At 70.8% G+C, this 18,515-nt stretch carries 18 protein-coding genes; 5 read left to right on the top strand and 13 right to left on the bottom strand.

All coding sequences use genetic code 11. From position 1 onward, the window contains the following. Positions 1 to 39 precede the first annotated feature (39 nt). From Q8S40_RS10195 to Q8S40_RS10185, 3 genes are all read left to right on the top strand, one after another. Positions 40 to 1,671: an ABC transporter substrate-binding protein gene (locus tag Q8S40_RS10195; protein ID WP_305670288.1), complete on the top strand. Its 1,632-nt coding sequence runs from the start codon at positions 40 to 42 to the stop codon at positions 1,669 to 1,671. Continuing rightward, positions 1,668 to 2,558 carry an alpha/beta hydrolase gene (locus Q8S40_RS10190; protein ID WP_305670287.1) on the top strand — a complete coding sequence of 297 codons (891 nt, stop codon included), beginning with the start codon at positions 1,668 to 1,670 and terminating at the stop codon, positions 2,556 to 2,558. The genes Q8S40_RS10195 and Q8S40_RS10190 overlap by 4 nt, the downstream gene beginning before the upstream one ends. Before the next feature lie 71 nt (positions 2,559 to 2,629). Further along, the gene (locus tag Q8S40_RS10185) at positions 2,630 to 3,370 is read left to right on the top strand and encodes a FadR/GntR family transcriptional regulator (protein WP_305670286.1); all 741 of its coding nucleotides are present in this window, start codon (positions 2,630 to 2,632) and stop codon (positions 3,368 to 3,370) included. Here the strand turns inward: Q8S40_RS10185 and Q8S40_RS10180 are convergent. Next, positions 3,367 to 4,320, bottom strand: coding sequence for a tripartite tricarboxylate transporter substrate binding protein (locus tag Q8S40_RS10180; RefSeq protein WP_305670285.1), 954 nt, complete (start codon positions 4,318 to 4,320; stop codon positions 3,367 to 3,369). The two genes, Q8S40_RS10185 and Q8S40_RS10180, sit on opposite strands and share 4 nt — an antisense overlap. Positions 4,321 to 4,518: 198 nt before the next feature. Here Q8S40_RS10180 and Q8S40_RS10175 point away from each other — a divergent pair, with 198 nt between their 5' ends. Then, positions 4,519 to 5,856 carry an MmgE/PrpD family protein gene (locus Q8S40_RS10175; protein WP_305670284.1) on the top strand — a complete coding sequence of 446 codons (1,338 nt, stop codon included), beginning with the start codon at positions 4,519 to 4,521 and terminating at the stop codon, positions 5,854 to 5,856. 4 nt (positions 5,857 to 5,860) lie between these two features. On the opposite strand, the gene Q8S40_RS10170 is transcribed toward Q8S40_RS10175, so the two are convergent. Together Q8S40_RS10170 and Q8S40_RS10165 are read right to left on the bottom strand one after the other, a co-directional pair. Continuing rightward, positions 5,861 to 6,037 carry a DUF1289 domain-containing protein gene (locus Q8S40_RS10170; protein ID WP_304807868.1) on the bottom strand — a complete coding sequence of 59 codons (177 nt, stop codon included), beginning with the start codon at positions 6,035 to 6,037 and terminating at the stop codon, positions 5,861 to 5,863. Further along, entirely contained in the window at positions 6,034 to 7,416 is a 1,383-nt protein-coding gene (locus Q8S40_RS10165) for an FAD-dependent oxidoreductase (protein WP_371136826.1), read from the bottom strand. The genes Q8S40_RS10170 and Q8S40_RS10165 overlap by 4 nt, the downstream gene beginning before the upstream one ends. Positions 7,417 to 7,543: 127 nt before the next feature. Between Q8S40_RS10165 and Q8S40_RS10160 the strand changes: the two genes are divergently transcribed. Then, a complete protein-coding gene (locus Q8S40_RS10160) occupies positions 7,544 to 8,512 on the top strand; it encodes a tripartite tricarboxylate transporter substrate binding protein (RefSeq protein WP_304807865.1) in 969 nt (322 codons plus the stop codon). 15 nt (positions 8,513 to 8,527) lie between these two features. On the opposite strand, the gene Q8S40_RS10155 is transcribed toward Q8S40_RS10160, so the two are convergent. The 10 genes from Q8S40_RS10155 to Q8S40_RS10110 are packed head-to-tail and all read right to left on the bottom strand — an operon-like array spanning position 8,528 to position 18,501. Further along, positions 8,528 to 9,502, bottom strand: a complete 975-nt coding sequence (locus Q8S40_RS10155; protein WP_304807863.1) for an ABC transporter ATP-binding protein — start codon at positions 9,500 to 9,502, stop codon at positions 8,528 to 8,530. Beyond that, entirely contained in the window at positions 9,499 to 10,377 is an 879-nt protein-coding gene (locus Q8S40_RS10150) for an ABC transporter permease (RefSeq protein WP_304807861.1), read from the bottom strand. The genes Q8S40_RS10155 and Q8S40_RS10150 overlap by 4 nt, the downstream gene beginning before the upstream one ends. Beyond that, positions 10,374 to 11,315 (bottom strand): ABC transporter permease, encoded by a 942-nt coding sequence (locus Q8S40_RS10145; RefSeq protein ID WP_304807859.1) that lies wholly within the window; start codon positions 11,313 to 11,315, stop codon positions 10,374 to 10,376. The genes Q8S40_RS10150 and Q8S40_RS10145 overlap by 4 nt, the downstream gene beginning before the upstream one ends. A 31-nt stretch (positions 11,316 to 11,346) precedes the next feature. Then, a complete protein-coding gene (locus Q8S40_RS10140; protein WP_304807857.1) occupies positions 11,347 to 12,906 on the bottom strand; it encodes an ABC transporter substrate-binding protein in 1,560 nt (519 codons plus the stop codon). A 32-nt stretch (positions 12,907 to 12,938) separates the two neighbouring features. After that, positions 12,939 to 14,057 (bottom strand): FAD-binding oxidoreductase, encoded by a 1,119-nt coding sequence (locus Q8S40_RS10135; protein ID WP_304807855.1) that lies wholly within the window; start codon positions 14,055 to 14,057, stop codon positions 12,939 to 12,941. Then, a complete protein-coding gene (locus Q8S40_RS10130) occupies positions 14,057 to 15,415 on the bottom strand; it encodes an FAD/NAD(P)-binding oxidoreductase (protein ID WP_305670282.1) in 1,359 nt (452 codons plus the stop codon). The genes Q8S40_RS10135 and Q8S40_RS10130 overlap by 1 nt, the downstream gene beginning before the upstream one ends. Beyond that, on the bottom strand, positions 15,412 to 15,687 hold the full coding sequence (locus Q8S40_RS10125; RefSeq protein ID WP_304807851.1) for a (2Fe-2S)-binding protein: 276 nt from the start codon (positions 15,685 to 15,687) through the stop codon (positions 15,412 to 15,414). Before Q8S40_RS10125 ends, Q8S40_RS10130 begins: the two co-directional genes overlap by 4 nt. Further along, positions 15,684 to 16,376 carry an SDR family NAD(P)-dependent oxidoreductase gene (locus Q8S40_RS10120; protein ID WP_304807849.1) on the bottom strand — a complete coding sequence of 231 codons (693 nt, stop codon included), beginning with the start codon at positions 16,374 to 16,376 and terminating at the stop codon, positions 15,684 to 15,686. The genes Q8S40_RS10125 and Q8S40_RS10120 overlap by 4 nt, the downstream gene beginning before the upstream one ends. Next, positions 16,369 to 17,352, bottom strand: a complete 984-nt coding sequence (locus Q8S40_RS10115; protein ID WP_304807847.1) for an ABC transporter ATP-binding protein — start codon at positions 17,350 to 17,352, stop codon at positions 16,369 to 16,371. Before Q8S40_RS10115 ends, Q8S40_RS10120 begins: the two co-directional genes overlap by 8 nt. A 33-nt stretch (positions 17,353 to 17,385) precedes the next feature. Then, positions 17,386 to 18,501: an FAD-binding oxidoreductase gene (locus Q8S40_RS10110; protein ID WP_305670281.1), complete on the bottom strand. Its 1,116-nt coding sequence runs from the start codon at positions 18,499 to 18,501 to the stop codon at positions 17,386 to 17,388. Positions 18,502 to 18,515: the final 14 nt, after the last annotated feature.

Genomic DNA, 18,515 nt, shown 5'->3' with positions numbered 1-18,515 from the left:
ATCGGCGGCATGATGGCCGACGGCTGAGGGATGCACGGCATGAGGCGAGTTGTTCTGGCAGGCGCCGCCTGCCTTGGTGTCTGGACAGGGGCCGGCTGGACGGGGCCCGGCGCCATCGAGGCGCAGGCACAGACGCTGCGCATCGGCATGGCGGCGGAGCCGACCTCGGCCGACCCGCAGCAATACGCGGCAGCCCCCAATTCCACCCTGCACAACCATGTCTTTGAATCCCTGGTCGCGCTGGATGCGCGGCTGAAGGCGGGGCCGTCGCTCGCCACCGCCTGGTCCCGGCGCGACGACACCACCTGGGTCTTCGACCTGCGGGAAGGGGTGAAATTCCACAATGGCCAGGATTTCACCGCCGCGGATGTGGTGTTCTCCTTCTGCCGCATCCTGAACAATGAGGGGGAGCTGGCCAGCTCCTTCTCCTCCATCGTCCGCCGCCTGGACCGGGTGGAGGCGGAGGGGCCGCACCGTATCGTCATCGGCACACGCCAGCCGGAACCGCTGCTGCCGGCGGACCTGTCCACGCTGCGGATCATCCCGGCCGGCCTGGTGCCGGCACGCCCCATCGCCTTCAGCCTGGAAGATCAGTGCGGCGGACGCGGCCAGCCCTGGCCGGCGCTGGCGCAGTTCAACGATGGCTCGGCGGCGATCGGCACCGGCCCCTTCCGCCTGCGGCATTTCGGCCGCAGCGGCGTGACCGAACTGGCGCGGCATGACGGATACTGGGGCGAGACGCCGCATTGGGCGCAGGTGCGGCTGCAACCCGTGACCGCCGCCGGTCCGCGCCTCGCCGGGCTGCTGGCCGGTGACCATGATGTGGTGGAGGCACCCGCCACCGGCGACATCCCGCGGCTGCGCAACAATGCCGCCATCGGCCTGGCCGTCGCGCCGACCACGCGGCTGATCTTCCTGCAGCTGGACCAGCGCAACCCGGCGCCCTTCGTCAATGGCGGCATGGCGCCGAACCCGTTGCAGGATGTGCGGGTGCGCCAGGCGCTGTCGCTCGCCATCGATCGCAACGCCATCGCCAGCCGGGTGATGGATGGGCTCGCTTTGCCCGCCGCGCAATTCCTGCCGGAGGGCATGTTCGGCACCATCCCCGGCCTGCCCGTGCTGCCCTACGACCCGGCCCGCGCCCGCGCCCTGCTGGCGGAGGCCGGCTACGCCAACGGCTTCAGCCTGACCCTGCACGCGACCAACAACCGCTACGTCAATGATGCCCGCGTGATCCAGGCGATCGGCCAGTATTTCGCCCGCATCGGCGTGCGGGCGGAGGTGGATGCGATGCCCTCCAACGTGTTCTTCGGCCGCCGCGCCCGGCGCGAATTCTCGATTCCGATGGGCGGCTGGGCGGCGAGCGCGGAGGAAACGCTGCTGTTCTTCCGCACCTGGATGGCCAGCACGGATCGCGAGCGGGGCGTCGGCGGCAGCAACTACGGCAACTGGTCCCACGCCGCCTTCGACGCCGCGGCGCTGACCGCGCTGACCACCATGGGAGAGCCGGAGCGGGAGCAGTTGCTGCGCGAGGCCAGCCGCATCGGCCTGCAGGAGATGCCGATCCTGCCGCTGCATTTCGAAAGCGCCATCTGGGCTTTCCGCCGCGGCCTCACCTATGCCGGGCGGATGGACCAGCAGACCCTGGCGCAGGAGATCCGCCCGCAATGAGCCCGCCCCTGTCTCCCCTGGCGCTTGCCTTCTCGCAGCCCGGCCGCAGCGCCATTCCCTGGGCGGATGCGGCCTGCGACCTGGCCCGGCCGCTGACCCTGCATGGCTATCGCCCGGCCAGCCACCGGCCGGAGAATCCCGTCGTCATCGTGCAGCACGGCATGCTGCGGAATGGTGACGACTATCGCGATTTCTGGATTCCGGCGGCCGAGAAGCACGGGCTGCTCATCATCGCCCCCACCTATGGCAAGCAGGCCTGGCCGGAGGCCGAGCACTACAATAACGGCCTGGTGCTGGATGACCTCGGCCAGCCGCGGCCGGCCGAGAGCTGGGGCTACGCCATTCCGCAGCGCATCTTCCAGGCGCTGCGCCAGGCTGGCGTGACCACGCGGGACAAGGCGCATCTGTTCGGCCATTCCGCCGGCGGGCAGTTCGGCCACCGGCTGCTCTCAACCCAGCCGCATGACTGGCTGGAGGCGGCCACCATCGGCAATCCGGGCTGGTACACGCTGCCGACTCTGGACCGGGCGTTCCCCGAGGGGCTCGGCGGCATCGGGCTGGGGGAGACGGCGCTGCTGGCGCTGCTCGCCTTTCCGATGACCATCCTGGCCGGCGACCAGGATACCGAGACGGACGGCCCCTCCCTCCCCTCCCAGCCCGCCGCGCTGGCACAGGGCCCGCATCGCTTCGCCCGCGCGCACAACTACCTGGAAGCGGGCCGTGCGGAGGCGGCGCGGCGAGGCGTGGCGTGCAACTGGAAGCTCGTGCCGGTGGCCGGCGTGGGGCATGACGGGCGCGCCATGTCCGCCATCTGCGCGGCGCTCTGGTTCGAGGATCGGCTGATCTCGGCGGCGGAAGCGGGCGTCTCAGCGGAGCGGGTTGCCTGAGCCTGAATTGACGGCAGGGGCCGAGGGTTGTCATATCATATGATGACCCAACGCCACCTGACCCGGCTGCCATGATGCGCCGCGACATCGGCATGGCGCCGCTGCGCCCGGCCGCAAACCTGACCGGCGCCCTGGTGCATCGCCTGGCCGAGGAAATCCGCTCCGGCCGCCTCGCTCCCGGCGCCCGCCTGCCGACCGAGCAGGATCTGATGCGGGAAGCCGGCGTCAGCCGCACCGTGGTGCGCGAAGCGGTGGCGGCGCTGCGGGCGGAGGGGTTGGTGGTGACCCGCCAGGGCGTCGGCGCCTTCGTCACCGAGCGCCCCGGCGAGGGCATCTTCCGCCTGACCCCCAGCGAGGCCGAGGGACTGCAACAGGTCATCCAGGTGTTGGAACTGCGCCTGGCGCTGGAGGTGGAAGCCGCCGGCCTCGCCGCCGAACGCCGCAGCCAGGCCGCCTTGACCCTGATCGGCGAGGCCGAGGCGACCTTCGATGCCGCGGTGGCCGCCGGCGGCGATGCGGCGGAGGCCGATTTCGCCCTGCACCGCGCCATCTTCATGGCCACCGGCAACCCGCATTTCCTGCGCTTCCTGGAAGTGCTCGGCCGCCATGCCATCCCGCGCCGCGCGCTTGGCCTGGTCGAGCGCAGCGATGCGGAGCGGAAGCAATATTTGGCGCAGGTGCGCGGCGAGCACCGGCTGGTGGCGGAGGCGATCGCGGCGGGCGATCCGAAGGCCGCCCGCGGCGCCATGCGCCAGCATCTGGAGGCGGCGCGCGAACGCTACCGAAAACTGGCGGCGCAGGCGGCGGCCTAACGCCGCCAGGGCCTCTCGCGCCACAGCGCCCGGTGGGTGGCATCCACCTGGCGCAGGAAGGCCACGTAATCCGCGGGGTTCAGGTAGCGCAGCGGCTGGAAGGCGCGCTCGCTGGTGGCGCGGAAGGCGGGGTTGGCCAGCACCTTGTCCAGCGCCGACGAAATCCGCGCCACCACCTCCGCCGGCATGCCCTTCGGCCCACCCAGCCCGCGCAGCGACCCGCCGCGGATGTCGTAGCCGGCTTCCTTGAAGGTCGGCACATCGGGCGCCATCGGGTGCCGCGCATCGGACATCACGCCGAGCGTCCGCCAGGGCTGGCGCTGGGCGAAGGTCAGGCTCTCACCCAGATTGGCGGTGGCGACCTGGATCTCCCGCGTCATCAGCGCCTGCGCGCCCGGCGCGGTGCCGGCATAGGCCACCGGCTCGAACCGCACGCCGGCCGCCTGTTCCAGCAGCATGACGCTGATGCTGCCGGCGGAACCCGGTCCCTGGTCGGCCACGGTGATGCGGCCCGGCTCGCGCCGCGCCGCAGCGACCAAGTCCGCGATGCTGCGGATTTCGCTGTCCGGGTGCACGGCGAGGGTGGCCGGGTCGTCCACCACGGCGGCGATGAAGGTGAAGCTGTCCATCGACCAGCGCGGCGTACGCTCGATCGGGATGGTGACGATGCCGGGGGTGTTGATGATGCCGAGCGTGTAGCCATCCGGCCGCGCATCGGCCAGCGCCGTCAGCCCGATCTCGCCGCCCGCGCCGCCGCGATTCTGCACCACCACCGGCTGGCCCAGCTCCACCTCCAGGAACTGCGCCATGACCCGGGCGGAAACGTCCGTGCCGCCGCCGGCGGCGAAGGGCACGATGATGGTCAGCGGCCGCTCGGGCCAGGCGGCATGGGCCGGGCGCGTGGCGGCAAGCAGGCCTGCCCCGAGGGCAAGGCGGCGGGTGAGGATCATGGAGCGGTCCCTTGTCTCGATGGGTGCAGCCGCGCCGGCCTTCCTCGCGCCGCGTCCCGCTCTGCCGGCGGGTAGGTTGAGCGCAGGGTCTGGATACCAGCTGCATTTCGTTTTGCCCCCAGCAACCGCGCGCCACGGGCTGGCGCCGGGCGGCGCGCGGTGCATGCTGGCGGCACTGGGACAAACGGAACCGCACGCATGGACAACCCCCTGATCCGCCTCGCCGCGCATGCCGCGAGCTGGCGCGACCGGCCCTTGCCGGAGGATGTCGCGCATCACGCCCGCCGCGCGTTGATCGACTGGTTCGCCGCGTTGCTGCCGGGCGTTTCGCAACCCCCCGCAAGCCTGATGGCCCGCGTGCTGGCGGACCAGCGCGGCAACGGACGCGCCATCTGCTACGTCGATGGCCAGGCGGGCGGGCTGCGCCACGCGGCACTGCTGAACGCCACCGCCAGCCACACGGTGGAATTCGACGACATCTACCGCGATGCCGGCTACCACCCTGGCTGCCCCACGATCCCCGCCGCGCTCGCCGCTGCCCAGGCGCAAGCCAGCGACATGGACCTGCTGCTGCGCGCCATCACCGCGGGCTATGAGGTCGGCTGCCGCATCGGCCTGGCGGTCCAGCCCAGCCATTACCGCTGCTGGCACACCACCGGCACCGTCGGCACCTTCGGCGCGGCGGCGGCCGTGGGCGTCGTGCTCGGCCTGGACGAGACGCGCATGGCCCATGCGCTGGCCACCGCCGCCACCATGGCCGGCGGCCTGCAACAGGCCTTCCGGGGCGAAGGCATGAGCAAGCCGCTGCATCCCGGCCATGCGGCGGAGGCTGGCGCGCTGGCCGCCCTTGCCGCTTCCGCGGGCGTCACCGGCGCGCTGGATGTGCTGCACGGCCCGGTCGGCTTCGCCGCCGCCACCAGCGAGGATGCCGGCAAGTGGGACAAGGCGCTGGCGAGCCTCGATGACCACATCGCCATCACCAGCATGACCTTCAAGAATCACGGCTGCTGCGGCCACATCTTCGCGGGCCTCGACGGGCTGGCGGCGATGCAGGCGCAGCACGGCTTCGGGGCGGGGGATGTCGCCGCCATCCATCTCGGCGGCTACTCCGCCACCAAGGATGTGTGTGACCGGCCGGAGGTGGCGACGGAACAGCAGGCGCGGTTCTCGGCACAATACTGCCTCGGCGCGCTGCTGGTGCTGGGCGGCGTGCGGATTGCCGCCTTCACGCCGGAAAGCCTGGCCGATCCGCGCATCCGCGCGGTGATGCCGAAGGTGACCGTCAGCCTCGACCCGGCGCTCGCCGCCGACTACCCGGCCCGGCGCGCCGCCAACCTCGAGGTGCGGCTGACCGATGGCCGCGTGCTGCGCCACCACCAGCCGACCCGCAAGGGCGACCCGGACGCGCCGCTGAGCGATGCGGAGCTTGCCGCCAAGTTTCGCGAATTGGCGGAGCCGGTGATCGGCACCTCCGCCGCCGCCGAACTCCTCGACCTGCTGCGGCAGGGAACGGCGCTGCCCGGCGCCATTCCCTGAAGCCTCAGGCGGGGCGCGCCACCGGGGCCAGCCGCGCCGGCAATTGCCGCATCAGCGCCTCGCGCGCGGCAGGGGACAGCCGGCTCCAGCCCGTGATCTCCGCCATGGTGCGGCCGCACCCACGGCACAGGCCGCTATGCGCGTCGATCTCGCACAGCCGGGTGCAGGGGCTTTCGATCATCGCGCCGCGGCGCGCCCGGCGCGCAGCCCCAGGGCGAAGGATTGCGCCAGGCCATTGCCCGGCACATAGCCGGCAGCGCCCCGGCCCGAAATGCCGCAGGCCACGCCGCCGGCGGCGAACAGGCGCGGGATGGCGGTGCCATCGGCGCGCAGCACCCGCGCATCCGCATCTACCCGCACGCCGCCCTGGGTATGGGCGAGCGCGCCCGTGACCTCCGCGGCAAAGAAGGGCGCCCGGGGTGGCCCGTCCCAGCGGCGACGACCGAAGCGATCCGGCGCCGCGAAGGTCTCGGCCAGCGCGTCCTCCGGCAGGTCGAAGCGCGCGGCGAGTTCGGACAGGTCGGCGCAGCGCAGCACCGCGCCCAGTTCCACCGCCCGCCGGAACGGGCCGCCGGCCAGCGCCGCCTGCTGCGCCGCCTCCCCCCACACCTCCACCGCCACACCGCCGGGTTGCGCCAGCAGATGCGCGGTGAGTTCGGAGGGGCCGATATCCTCCGCCACGAAACGCCGCCCCAGCCGGTTCACCAGCACCGCGCCCAGCGCCGGCAGCGAGGCGCCGAAGCGCGGCCGCACGCCGCCCACCAGATGCGGCGAGACATGCGGCTGGCCCTGGTAGCTGTCCATGCAGAGCAACTCCGCCCCCAGCGCCGCCGCCCAGGCGATGCCGGCGCCATCGGCGTGTTGGCCGCCGACATGCACCGCCTGCGCCGCCTCCGGGCAGTATTGCGCGACAAGCCCCGGCGCACCGCCGAAGCCGCCCGTGGCGAGCACGATGGCGGCGGCATCCATCGCACCGTCACTGGTCGCCACCCCCTCCGGCCGCAGCGCCGTCACCGCCACGCCATCCTGGAAGCTGATGCGTGGCTGCCGCGCCACCGCCTGGCGCAGCAGTGCCTGCAATTCCGCGCCGCTTTCCGCCGGCGTCGCATGCAGCCGCATGGCGGAATGGCCGGGCCAGCGGGAGGCAGTGTGCAGATGGATCGGCAGGCCCGCGAGATCGGCGAGGAAGGCCACCGCCTCCGCCGCCCCCTGCGTCACCGTCTCCAGCAGCACGGCATCCACCGCCGCGCCGCTTTTCGCCCGCACATCGGCAGCGAAGGTCCCGGGGGAGTCGCGCTCCCCCACCGCATCCTGCCAGCGCGTGCCGGCGGCGGAGATCAAGCCGCCGGAGACGGACAGCGTGCTGGGCGCCGCCGCATCGCGCTCCAGCAACGCCACCTGCGCGCCGCGCGCCGCGGCCACCAGCGCTGCCATCATCCCGGCCGCGCCGGCGCCGGCCACCACAACATCGAAGCTCTGCATCCGGGCGATATGGCCCGCGGCGCGCGACCTGCCAATCCGGCGTCTTGACAGCGGCAGGCGCCCGGCTTGTCGTTGCATCCCGCTGAACACATTCAGGATCTTCGATGCTCCTGCCGAATACCGCGGATCGTGAGCGAGCCGCCCTCCGTCACCGCATGAGCGTCGGGCGCCATTCTGCGCCTCCGCCGGCCACAGCGTCCGGGCCATGAAAGCGGGTATCGCACGCCGCCACCTGATCGCCGCCGGCCTCGCCCTGCCGGTGCGGCCCGCCCGGGCACAGGGCCTGCCCGACCGGCCGGTGCGCTGCGTCAATCCCTTCGCCGCCGGATCGGCCGTGGATGTGGTGATTCGCCTGGTGGCGCAGGATCTGTCGGAGCGGCTTGGAACGCCCTTCATCGTCGAAAACCGCACCGGCGCCTCCGGCAATATCGGCACGGATTTCGTGGCGCGCGCGCGGCCGGATGGTGCCACGCTGCTGGTTGGCTCGCCCGGCACCATGGCGATCAACCCCTTCCTGTTCCGCAGCCTGCCCTACCGGGTCGAGGATTTCGTCGCGGTCAGCCACCTGGTGTCCTTTCCCCAGGTGATGGTGGTGAACCCGAACAGCCCGATCCGCAGCCTGGGCGACCTGGTGCAGGCGGCGCAGGCGCGGCCCGGCGCGTTGAATTTCGCAACCTCCGGCGCCGGCTCCACCAGCCATCTGGCCTTCGAACTGGTGCGCGCCGCAACCGGCATCGAGATGACGCACATCCCCTTTCGCGGCGGTGCGCCGGCCATCCAGGCGGTGATGCAGGGCGAGGTGCAGGTGACGATCGAAGGCCTGCCCTCCCTGCCCGGTTTCCTCTCCTCCGGCCAGCTTCGCGCCATCGCCGTCACCTCGGGCACGCGCGCGGCGATGCTGCCGGAGGTGCCGGCGGTGGCGGAGACGGTGGCCGGCTTCGATGCCGCGGCCTGGGTGATCGTCTTCGCCCCCGCAGGCACGCCGCCCGCCATTGTGCAGCGGCTGTCGGCGGAGATGCAGGCGTCGCTGGCCAGGCCAGCCGTGCGGGAAAGGCTGCAGGCGCTGGGCGCCACCGTCATTGGCAGCGACGCCGCCACCACCACGGCCTTCCATGCAGCGGAATTGGCGAAGTGGCAGCGCGCCGTCCAGCTTTCCGGCGCGCGCGTGGAGTGAACGGCCGGCGGCGCCTCAGCCGTGCAGGTGGCAGGCGACCCCGCCCTGGTTGTCGCCCGCTGCCAGCGTCCAGCCCGGCATCACCTGGCTGCATTGCGGCATGGCGTGGACGCAGCGCGGGTGGAAGGGGCAGCCCGGCGGCGGATTCGCGGCTGATGGGATTTCCCCGATGATGCGCGGCAGCACGCCGCGCCGCGCCGGGTCCGGCACCGGGGAGGCATCGCGCAGCATCTGCGCGTAGGGGTGCATCGGGTTGGCCAGCACGCGGCCGGCCGGACCTTCCTCCACAATGCGGCCGAGATACATCACTGCCACGCGGTCGCAGAACCAGCGCACCACGGACAGGTCATGGCTGACGAACAGGAAGGACAGGCCGCGGCGCTTGCGCAGATCCTGCATCAGCAGCAGCACCTGCGCCTGCACCGAGACATCGAGCGCCGAGACCGGCTCATCCGCCACGATCAGCTCCGGCTCCACCGTCAGCGCGCGGGCGATGCCGATGCGCTGGCGCTGGCCGCCGCTGAATTCATGCGGGAAGCGATCCAGCGCGGCCGGCGGCAGGCCCACCTCCTCAAGCAGCGCACCGGCACGGCGGCGGGCTTCCTGGCCTTCCGCCAGGCCATGCACATGCATCGGCTCCATCAGCGCGCTGCCAATGGATTGCCGAGGATCGAGCGAGGAATAGGGGTCCTGGAATACGATCTGCATGCGCCGGCGCAGCGCCTTCAGCGCCGCACCCTTGGCGGTGAGGACATTCTCCCCCTTCCAGGTGACGGTGCCGGCATCGGGTTCGATCAGCCGCAGCAGGGCGCGGGCGGCGGTGGATTTGCCGCAGCCGGACTCACCGACCAGGCCAAAGGCCTCCCCGGCATGGATGGTGAAGGAGATATCCTCCACCGCCCGCACGCGGATGGTGCGCGGTTTTGGAAACCCCTTCTTCGCGACGAAATGCTTCCGGAGACCTTCGACGATGAGGACGGGTGCGGTCATTCGTTCCTCAGCTTCGGGTCGGTCGCATCGCGCAGCCCATCCCCCACCATGTTCAGCCCGAGCACCAGGAACAGGATGGCGAGGCCCGGGAACACGGCGAGCCAGGGCGCATCCAGGATATTCTCGAAGCCATCACGGGTCATGCCGCCCCAGGTCGCGGTCGGCGGCTTCACGCCGAGGCCGATGAAGGACAGGGACGCCTCGACACGCACCGCGGTCGCCAGCCACAGCGTGCCCATCACCATCACCTCCGACATGATGTTGGGCAGGATATGGCGGAACAGCACGCGGGTGTGGCTGAAGCCGAGCGCGCGCCCGGCCTCGACGAAGGCGCGTTCCTTCAGCGCCATGGTCGGCGCGCGGGCGACGCGGGCGAAGGGGGCGATGGCAGTCAGCGCGATGGCCACCACCAGATTGATCAACTCCGGCCCCAGCAGCGCCACCACGATCAGCCCGAGGATGAGCGAGGGGAAGGACAGCAGCACATCCATCACCTGCATCACGAACAGGTCGAACCGGCCGCCGATATAGCCGGAGATCAGGCCGATGGCGCCGCCGATGATGGCGGCGGCGAAGATGGCGCCGAGCGAGACGGTCAGCGAGATTCGCCCGCCCCACATCAGGCGCGAGAGGATGTCCCGCCCGAACTGGTCCGTGCCCAGCCAGAACTCGGCCGAGGGCGGCTGCAGGCGGTTGAAGATGTCCTGGTCGGCCGGGTCATAGGGCGCGACCCAGGGGGCGAGGATGGCGGCCGCCATGATGATGATGCAGATCACCACGCCCACCGCCGTGGTCGGATTGCTGCGCGCCTTGCCCAGCGCACGCTTCCAGCCGGCGGGCGCGGGCGGTGCCACCAGTTCCTGTGTGGTGCTCATTCCGCCTTCACCCGGGGGTCAATCACGCCATAGAGCAGATCGGTGATGAGGTTCACCACGACGATCAGGAAGCAGTAGATCACCATCAATCCCTGCAGCATCGTGTAGTCGCGCTGGTTCAGCGCGCCGACGATGATTTTGCCCAGACCCGGCCGGTTGAAGACGATCTCCGTCAACACGGAATTGCCGAGCAGGATGCCGACATACAGCCCCACCACGGTGACGATGGGGATCGAGGCGTTGCGCAGCCCATGCACCCAGACCACGCGGCGCCACGGCACGCCCTTCGCGCGCGCCGTGCGGATGTAGTCCTCACCGAGCGATTGCAGCATGGCGCTGCGCGTCACCCGCGTGATGTAGGCCGCCATCACCAGCCCGAGCGCCACCGTCGGCAGCACCAGCTTGTGCAGCCGGTCCCCGTAATCGGACAGGTCGGCGCTGCCGATGACGGGAAACCAGCGCCAATGCAGCGAAAACGCCAGCAGAAGGAAAATGCCGGAGACAAAGACCGGAAAGGACAGGCCGAGCAGCGACAGCACCCGCGCCGCCACATCGACCACGCCATTGCGATGCAGCGCCGCCCAGATGCCGACCGGCACGCCGATGACGATGCCGAAGATCATCGAGGCCAGGGTCAGGTCGATCGTATGCGGCAGCACCGCGCCGACCTCGGCCATGATCGACCGGCCGGTGACCATGGAAACGCCGAAGTCACCGACCAGCGCGCTGGTGATGAAGCTGAAATACTGCGCCCACAACGACCGGTCCAAACCCAGCCGGGTGCGCAGCGCCGCGATCGCTTCCGGCGTCGCCTGGTCGCCCAGGATCACCAGCGCCGGGTCGCCGGGCACGATGCGGACGATGATGAAGACCAGCGTCAGCACCGCGATCAGCGTCGGTACCGCGGCCAGCAGGCGCCGCAGGACGAAGCCGGTCATGTCCGCTTGGCCCCGAGGCGCCTATGCATCCTCACCGCAGCCGGGTCGCTTCGGTGATCAGCGGGCCGAGGCTCATCGACCCCTTCAGCTCATAGCCATAGTCCAGATCCGCACGGCGGGCGAAGACCAGCAGCGTCTCGATCAGCGGCACGCCGCAGACATTCTGCACCAGGATGCGCTGCGCCTCCGCCCACAGGCGCTTCTGCTCCTCCACATCGGTGCTGACCCGCGCCGCATCGATCTGGCTGTCCGCCTGGTCGCAATGCGAGAAGTTGGTCACCGCGGTCGGCGTGCGCACGCGCGACCGGCCATGGAAGAACTGCGTCAGATAGATGTCCGCCACCGGGAAGCGCGCGGCGGAGTAATAGACCATCGGCGACAGGTCCTGGCGGATCTGCTGGTGGAAGGTCGCGTGTTCCACCACCTGAAGGTCGAGCGTGATGCCGGACCGGCGCAGCTGCTGCTGCACCACCTGCATCATGTTCAGCATTTCGGGCAGCTGCGTGTGGATGGCGCGGATGGTGATGCCGTTCGGATGCCCGGCCTCTGCCAGCAGCGCACGTGCCCGCGCCGGGTCCGCCGGCAGCAGGCCGTTATCGGCGCTGAAGCCGAGATAGCCGCGTGGCACCAGAGACTGGCCCTCGCGCGCCACATCCTGGCCGCGGAAGCGCACCAGCTCCGCCCGGTTCACCGCATGGGCCATCGCCTGGCGGATGCGGATGTCGTTGAAGGGCGGCTGGTTGGTGTTGAGGTTGATGATGGCGAGCTCACCCGGCTCGAACACATCCACCACCGTGTTGGGCACGGCGCGGGTGCGGTTCAGCCAGGTCTGGTCGGCGCGGCCGTAATTCACGTCCAGCTCCCGGTTCTGGAAGGCCAGGTCGCGGGAGGCGTCGGAGGGGATGAAGCGGTAGCTGATACGCCCGATCTGCGGCGCGCCACGGAAATACCCCGCATGGGCCACCAGTTCCGCCGACTGGTTCGGCGTCACGCGGTCCAGCGCGAAGGGGCCGGTGCCGATGGGGTTACGCACGAAGGTATCGCCCCGCTCCTCAACCGCGCGCTTCGAGACGATGTAGCCGCCCGCATAATTGGTCAGGATGCCGAGCAGGCTCGGGATGTTTTCCCGCAGCACGATGCGGACGGTGTGGCTGTCCACCGCCTCGATGGTCTCGAGCGCGCGGTAATCGGCGGAGAAGGCGCTGGTCGCCGCGGTGCCGGCCTTCTTCAGCGAAAACACCACGTCATCGGCCGTCAGCTCGCCGAAGCCGCCGTGGAACTGCACGCCGCGGCGCAGGTGGAAGGTCCAGGTCTTGCCGTCGGCGCTGCTTTCCCAGCGTTCGGCCAGGTCAGACTCGATCTCGGCCGGGTTGATGGAGCCGGGCTTGAAGCGCACCAGCCCGTTGAACATCCACGCCACCACGACGCGATCGATGGTGGAGACGGCGAAATGCGGGTCGAGCCGCCCGACATCCTGCGCCGCCATGCCGACGCGCAGCGTCTGGCCCTGTGCCATGGCGCTCGTGTTGAATCCGATGGCCGATGCCACGGCCAGGGCACTGCCAAGCAGCGCCGCCCGAAATCCCCGCATGAAATTATTCCCCGTTTGCCTTGCCGGGGAGCTTAGACCGCTCCGGAGGCTGCCGTGAAGCGTCCGATATCGAAAGCGTCGAGCGGAACCTCGGTGGCGCCGTCCATCACCAGCTCCGACAGCACGGCGCCGACGCCCGGACCGGTCTGGAACCCCTCGCCGCAGAAGCCGAAGGCGTGCAGCAGGCCCGGCGTGGTGCGCGATGCGCCGAGCACCGGGAAGTGGTCCGGCATCTCGCCATCCGTGCCGGTCCAGCTGCGGATCACCATGGCGTCCCGGAGGCGGGGGATCACGGCAATGGCGCGCTGCATTGCACCAAAGGCGGCATCGGGGCGCGGCCGCGTCACGCGGATCTCGGCATCGCTCTCGCCGCGGCCGCCGCCGAAGATGATGTTGCCGCGCGGAATCTGCCGCAGATACAGATCACCACCGACCACGCCCAGGCTTTCGCGCAGGAAATAGGGCAGCGGCTCCGTCACCAGCATGTTCGGGTGCAGCTTCTCGATCGGCACCGGCTCCCCGAAGCGGGCCGCGATGGCGCCGCCCCAGAAGCCGGCACAGTTCAGCAGCCAGGGGGCGGTGAAGCGCTGGCCATTGGCCATCACCTCGAAGGCGCTGCCGTCATGGTCCAGCGTCGTCACCGCATGATGCTCGCGGATATCGGCGCCGGCGGCACGCGCGGCGCGGGCGAGCGCCGGGGCGAGCAGGCGCGGATTGGCGCTGCCATCCTCCTCCATCAGGCTGCCGGCGATGACGACATCGCTGAAATAGGGGTGCTGTTCGCGAATGGCGTTGCGGCCGATCATGCGCGGGCGCAGGCCGTGCTCGGCGGCCAGCGCGTTCCAACGCAGCAGCTCCGCCTCATCTTCCGCGCTGCGCGCCAGCTTCAGATGGCCGCAGGGGTCGAATTCGATGTCGCTGCCGGTGAGTTCGGTGATGCGCGACCAGATCTCGCGCGATTTGCGCGCCAGCGGCAGGCCGGCCGGGTGGCGCCCCTGCTGGCGCACCCCGCCGTAATTCACCCCCGTGGCCTGGCCACCGACCAGCCCACGTTCCAGCAGCACCACCCGCACGCCACGCTGCGCCAGGTGCAGCGCCGCGGAACACCCCGCGCCGCCGCCGCCAATGACCAGCACATCGGCACGCGTCATCACCCCACCTGTTGCAGCGGCACCGGCTTCACCGGCGGCTGGCCGCGCAGGCGGCCGACCTCCGGCACCTCTACGGCCAGCGCGCGGGCCAGTACGGCGGCGGCCGGCGTGCCGCAGAGCCGCCCCTGGCAGCGCCCCATCCCGACGCGGGAGAAGGCCTTGGCGCGGTTCAGCTCCGGCGCCTCCGCCGCCGCGGCGGCGCGCAGCTCGCCCGCCGTGATCACCTCGCAGCGGCAGACGGAGGTGCTGTCCTCCATCCGCGACGCGAGGCGCGCCGGGTAGGGGAAGGCGCGCTCCAGCGCCGCACGGAAGCGGCGCTCGGTCCGCAGCCTGCCGTCGAGATGCTTGCTCAGCGCCATGTCGGACGGCAGCTTCGCATCCGCCAGCAATGCCAGCGCGGCGCGCGCGCCGCCCAGTTCCGCGACATCCACGCCGCCAATGCCTGCGCCATCGCCGGCCAGGTACACGCCCGCCACAGGGGACCGCCCGGCGGCATCCTTGCGCGGCACCCAGTTCTGCTGCGTGTCGTCATAGTCGAAGGGCACGCCGGCGAGGTCGGCCAGCTGCGCCTCCGGCTTCAGGCCCCAGCCGAGCGCCACCGCATCGCAGGGGGTGACATGTTCCTTCCAGGCGGCGTCGCGCCAATGCACGGCAGTCACCTTGTCCACGCCCTCGATCGCCAGCGGCGTCACATCCTCATACATCTTCACGCCGCGCAGCTTCAGGCTGGCGTAGAGGCCCATGCCGCGCAGCAGCGTCGGGATGTTCCACAGCATGCCGCCGCCGAAGCGCGCCTTGGTCAGCAGGTCCGTGGTGTCGAGCACCGCGGCGGGCTTGGCACCGGCCTTGGCGTATTGCAGCGCGGTCAGCCACAGCAGCGGCCCGGTGCCGATCAGAACGGGGTTCGCGCCGATGCCCACTCCCTGCGACTTCAGCGCCGTCTGCGCGCCGCCCAGCGTGGTGGCGCCCGGCAGCGTCCAGCCCGGCAGCGGCAGCACCCGGTCCATCGCGCCGGTGCAGAGGATGACGGCATCATAGGACACCTCATCCTGCGCCGCGCCATTGGTCAGGGTGTGCAGCACCCTGGCATCGGGGCGGATGTTCCAGACCAGCGTGTCCGGCCGCCAATCGACGCGCGCCTTGAGGGAATCGAGCGCCGCATGCAGGCGCTTGGCGCGGCCGGCATCGGCGCCGTATAGCGCGGCGTGGCTGCGGCTGAATTCAGCCGGCGGGCGCTGCGTGATGCGGCCGCCGCCATCCGGGCCTTCCTCGATCCAGGTCGGGAACACGCCCGCGCGCACCAATTGCTCCACCGCGCGGATACCGGCCGGACCGGCGCCAACAACCACAACCTTCATCGCCTGATCACCTCAATCCCGGTTTCGACCAATGTCGTGCAGGCACGCCGAACGCCCTTCCCCACCACCACCACCCAGCAATCCTGGCAGGCGCCCATCCAGCAGAAGCCGGCCCGGCCGCCATCGCCGAATTCGCTGGTGCGGACATGGCCGAGGCCGGCCGTCAGCATCGCCGTCAACAGCGTATCGCCCTGCTTGGCCGGGACTTCCACGCCATCGACCGTGAAGATGAGCGCGGGCCGGTCCTGGTCAACCAGGCGGATGGCCGTCACAGAAGCGCCTCGAAGCGGCAATTCACCTTGATCTCGCCGACCGCCGCGGTGTTGGGCAGGCGCAGCACCATCTCGACCAGGGTGGCCACATCCTCCGGCCGGCTCATCGCCTCCCGTGGGTATTTCGCGTGCAGGGTCATTTCCGTCTGCACGAAGCCGGGGCAGATCGCGGTGGCGCGGATGCCGTGTTCCCAGCCCAGCCGGCGCACCTCCTGCGTCAGCGCCACCACGGCGAATTTGCTCATGGCATAGCCAAGGTTCTCATTCGCCACGCGCTTGCCGGAGAGCGAGGCGAGGTTCACCACCCGCCCCTCCCCGCTTTCGATCAGATGCGGCCAGGCGGCGCGGATGACGCGCATCGGTGCCTTCACGTTGACCTGCCACATCGCGTCATGCGGCGTTTCATCCGCATCCAGCAGGCGGGCCATCGGGTTGATGCCGGCGGCGTTCACCACGGCGTCGATGCGGCCGAAGCGGGCCATGGTGGCGGCCACCCAGGCCTCCGCGCTGCCTTCCTTCTCCGCATCCCAGCGATGCAGCATGAGGTCCGGCCCGGCGACCAGCTTGCCGGCGCTGCGGATGCCGGCGCTGATCATCCAGCCGGAGCCATGCAGGCGGCGCAGCACCTCCCGCCCGATGCCGCGGGACCCGCCGGTGATGAGGACGACGCGGCCGACGGGATCAAGCATGCATCAAGGCTCCGGTTGCGACATGGCAGCGTGCGGCATGGCCCTGCGCGACCTCGGCCAGCACCTGGTCCCGCTCGCATCCCGCCCGGGCCAGCGGGCAGCGTGGCGCGAAGCGGCAGCCATCCGGCATGGCATCCAGCGGCGGCACGCGGCCGGGGATGGCGGACAGCGCCTGGCCGGGCTGGTCCAGCCGCGGAATCGCGGAGAACAGCGCGCGCGTATAGGGGTGCTGCGGGTTGGCGAAGATCGCCTCGACCGGCCCCTGTTCCACGATCTCCCCAGCATACATCACCGCCACCCGGTCCGCGATCTGCGCCACCACGCCCAGATTGTGGGTGATGAACAGCACCGCCATGCCGAAGCGGGACCGCAGGTCGGCCAGCAGGCCCAGCACCTGCGCCTGGATGGTCACATCCAGCGCCGTGGTCGGTTCATCCGCCAGCAGCACCGCCGGTTCGCAGGCCAGCGCGATCGCGATCATCACGCGCTGGCGCATGCCGCCGGAGAATTGGTGCGGATACTCGTCCAGCCGTTGCGCGGCGGAGGGGATCTTCACCTCCTCGAACAATTCCAGCGCACGGGCGCGGGCCGCCTTGCGGTCCATGCCGCGATGAATCCGCAAGGCTTCCGCCACCTGGTCACCCACGGTCATCACCGGGTTCAGGCTGGTCATCGGTTCCTGGAAGATCATCGCCATGCGGTCGCCGCGCACGGATTCCAGCGCCTGGTCGGACAGCCCGGCCAGGTCCTGCCCATCCAGCAGGATGCGCCCGGCCGCCACCCGGCCAAAGGGCGGCTGCACCAGCCCCATGACGGAGAGCGCGGTCACGGATTTGCCGCAGCCGCTTTCGCCGACCAGCGCCAGGGTCTCATCCCGCATGAGGGTCAGCGACAGGTCGCGCACCGCGGGGTGCCAGCGGCCGCCGATACGGAACTCCGTCCGGAGTCCCACCAGTTCCAGGGCAGGTTTCGTCATCATGGCCGAGCCTGCGCCAGCCAGCGGCCGGCATCAAGCCGGAATGGCGAAGCGGTCCTGGGTGAAGGGCGCGATCGGCAGGTTGGTGGCACCGCGCGCCATCAGCTCCGCCACCGCGGCGCCGGCCGCAGGCGAAAGCTGGAAGCCGTGGCCGGAGAAGCCGAAGGAATGGAACAGCCCCGGCAGGCTGCGGCTTTCGCCGATCACCGGCATATCGTCCGGCGGCCGCGCCTCGGTGCCTGTCCAGGTGCGGATGATCCGCGCGCCGGCGACGCAGGGGAATATTTCGGCGGCGATCCGGGCCGCGAAGGCCAGGCTGCCGAACAGGACGGAGGAGGTTTCCGCCGCCCGGTCATTGATGCCCTGGTGCCCGCCGCCGATCACCACCGTGCCGGCGGCCGTCTGCTTGAAGGACAGCGCCCGGGCGGTCGCCCCCACCGTGGGCTCGACGAAAGGCGGCAGGCGCTCCGTCACGATCATCATGCTGGCCTTGGTGCCGCAGGGGATGGTCTCGCCCGCCAATGCGGCGAGGTCGGGTGCCCAGGCGCCGGCGCAATTGGCGACGCGCTCGGCCTCATGGGGTCCGTGGTCGGTTTCGACGCGGATGGTGCCATCGGCGGTGGCCGCCAGCCCGTTGACGGCGACGCCCTCGATGATCGTCACCCCGGCCTGTTCCGCGGCACGCCGGAAGGCCATGACGGTCCGCATCGGGTCGGCCGAGCCATCATCCCGCGTCACGATGGCGCCGACCACGTGGCGGGACACGGCCGGCAGCAGGCGGCGGACCTCAGCCTGGTCCACCACCTCCTCATGCGTCCAGCCCAGGGCGCGGACCTGGGCGACGCGGGCGTGGTTCCTGGCCATGTCGGCCTCGCTCTCGGCCACCTTCACCTGGCCGGTGGCGCGGAAGCCGCAATCATCGCCGACCAGCGCGGTGATGCCGTGCCACATCTCGGCGGCCACCACCGACAGCGCGATCTCCGGCAGCGCCCGGCCGAGGCGCCGCACGCCGCCCGCATTCACCCCGCTGGAATGCCGCCCGACATGGCGGCGTTCCAGCAGCGTGACCTGCCAGCCGGGGGTGCGGGCCAGGTGCAAGGCGGTGGACAGGCCATGCAGGCCGCCGCCGATGACGAGGGCCTTCCTCATGGGCGGGTCAGAGC

Source organism: Falsiroseomonas sp. (assembly GCF_030695085.1).
In the GTDB taxonomy this organism is placed as follows: domain Bacteria; phylum Pseudomonadota; class Alphaproteobacteria; order Acetobacterales; family Acetobacteraceae; genus Falsiroseomonas.
Note: the sequence above shows the minus strand (reverse complement) of the source record. Positions and strands in the feature narration are given on the sequence as shown.

Bases quoted from the DNA above. Each gene is read 5' to 3' on its own strand.
- Q8S40_RS10195 (WP_305670288.1), top strand. From the start codon at position 40: ATGAGGCGAGTTGTTCTGGCAGGCGCCGCCTGCCTTGGTGTCTGGACA.
- Q8S40_RS10190 (WP_305670287.1), top strand. From the start codon at position 1,668: ATGAGCCCGCCCCTGTCTCCCCTGGCGCTTGCCTTCTCGCAGCCCGGC.
- Q8S40_RS10185 (WP_305670286.1), top strand. From the start codon at position 2,630: ATGATGCGCCGCGACATCGGCATGGCGCCGCTGCGCCCGGCCGCAAAC.
- Q8S40_RS10180 (WP_305670285.1), bottom strand. From the start codon at position 4,320: ATGATCCTCACCCGCCGCCTTGCCCTCGGGGCAGGCCTGCTTGCCGCC.
- Q8S40_RS10175 (WP_305670284.1), top strand. From the start codon at position 4,519: ATGGACAACCCCCTGATCCGCCTCGCCGCGCATGCCGCGAGCTGGCGC.
- Q8S40_RS10170 (WP_304807868.1), bottom strand. From the start codon at position 6,037: ATGATCGAAAGCCCCTGCACCCGGCTGTGCGAGATCGACGCGCATAGC.
- Q8S40_RS10165 (WP_371136826.1), bottom strand. From the start codon at position 7,416: ATGCAACGACAAGCCGGGCGCCTGCCGCTGTCAAGACGCCGGATTGGC.
- Q8S40_RS10160 (WP_304807865.1), top strand. From the start codon at position 7,544: ATGAAAGCGGGTATCGCACGCCGCCACCTGATCGCCGCCGGCCTCGCC.
- Q8S40_RS10155 (WP_304807863.1), bottom strand. From the start codon at position 9,502: ATGACCGCACCCGTCCTCATCGTCGAAGGTCTCCGGAAGCATTTCGTC.
- Q8S40_RS10150 (WP_304807861.1), bottom strand. From the start codon at position 10,377: ATGAGCACCACACAGGAACTGGTGGCACCGCCCGCGCCCGCCGGCTGG.
- Q8S40_RS10145 (WP_304807859.1), bottom strand. From the start codon at position 11,315: ATGACCGGCTTCGTCCTGCGGCGCCTGCTGGCCGCGGTACCGACGCTG.
- Q8S40_RS10140 (WP_304807857.1), bottom strand. From the start codon at position 12,906: ATGCGGGGATTTCGGGCGGCGCTGCTTGGCAGTGCCCTGGCCGTGGCA.
- Q8S40_RS10135 (WP_304807855.1), bottom strand. From the start codon at position 14,057: ATGACGCGTGCCGATGTGCTGGTCATTGGCGGCGGCGGCGCGGGGTGT.
- Q8S40_RS10130 (WP_305670282.1), bottom strand. From the start codon at position 15,415: ATGAAGGTTGTGGTTGTTGGCGCCGGTCCGGCCGGTATCCGCGCGGTG.
- Q8S40_RS10120 (WP_304807849.1), bottom strand. From the start codon at position 16,376: ATGCTTGATCCCGTCGGCCGCGTCGTCCTCATCACCGGCGGGTCCCGC.
- Q8S40_RS10115 (WP_304807847.1), bottom strand. From the start codon at position 17,352: ATGACGAAACCTGCCCTGGAACTGGTGGGACTCCGGACGGAGTTCCGT.
- Q8S40_RS10110 (WP_305670281.1), bottom strand. From the start codon at position 18,501: ATGAGGAAGGCCCTCGTCATCGGCGGCGGCCTGCATGGCCTGTCCACC.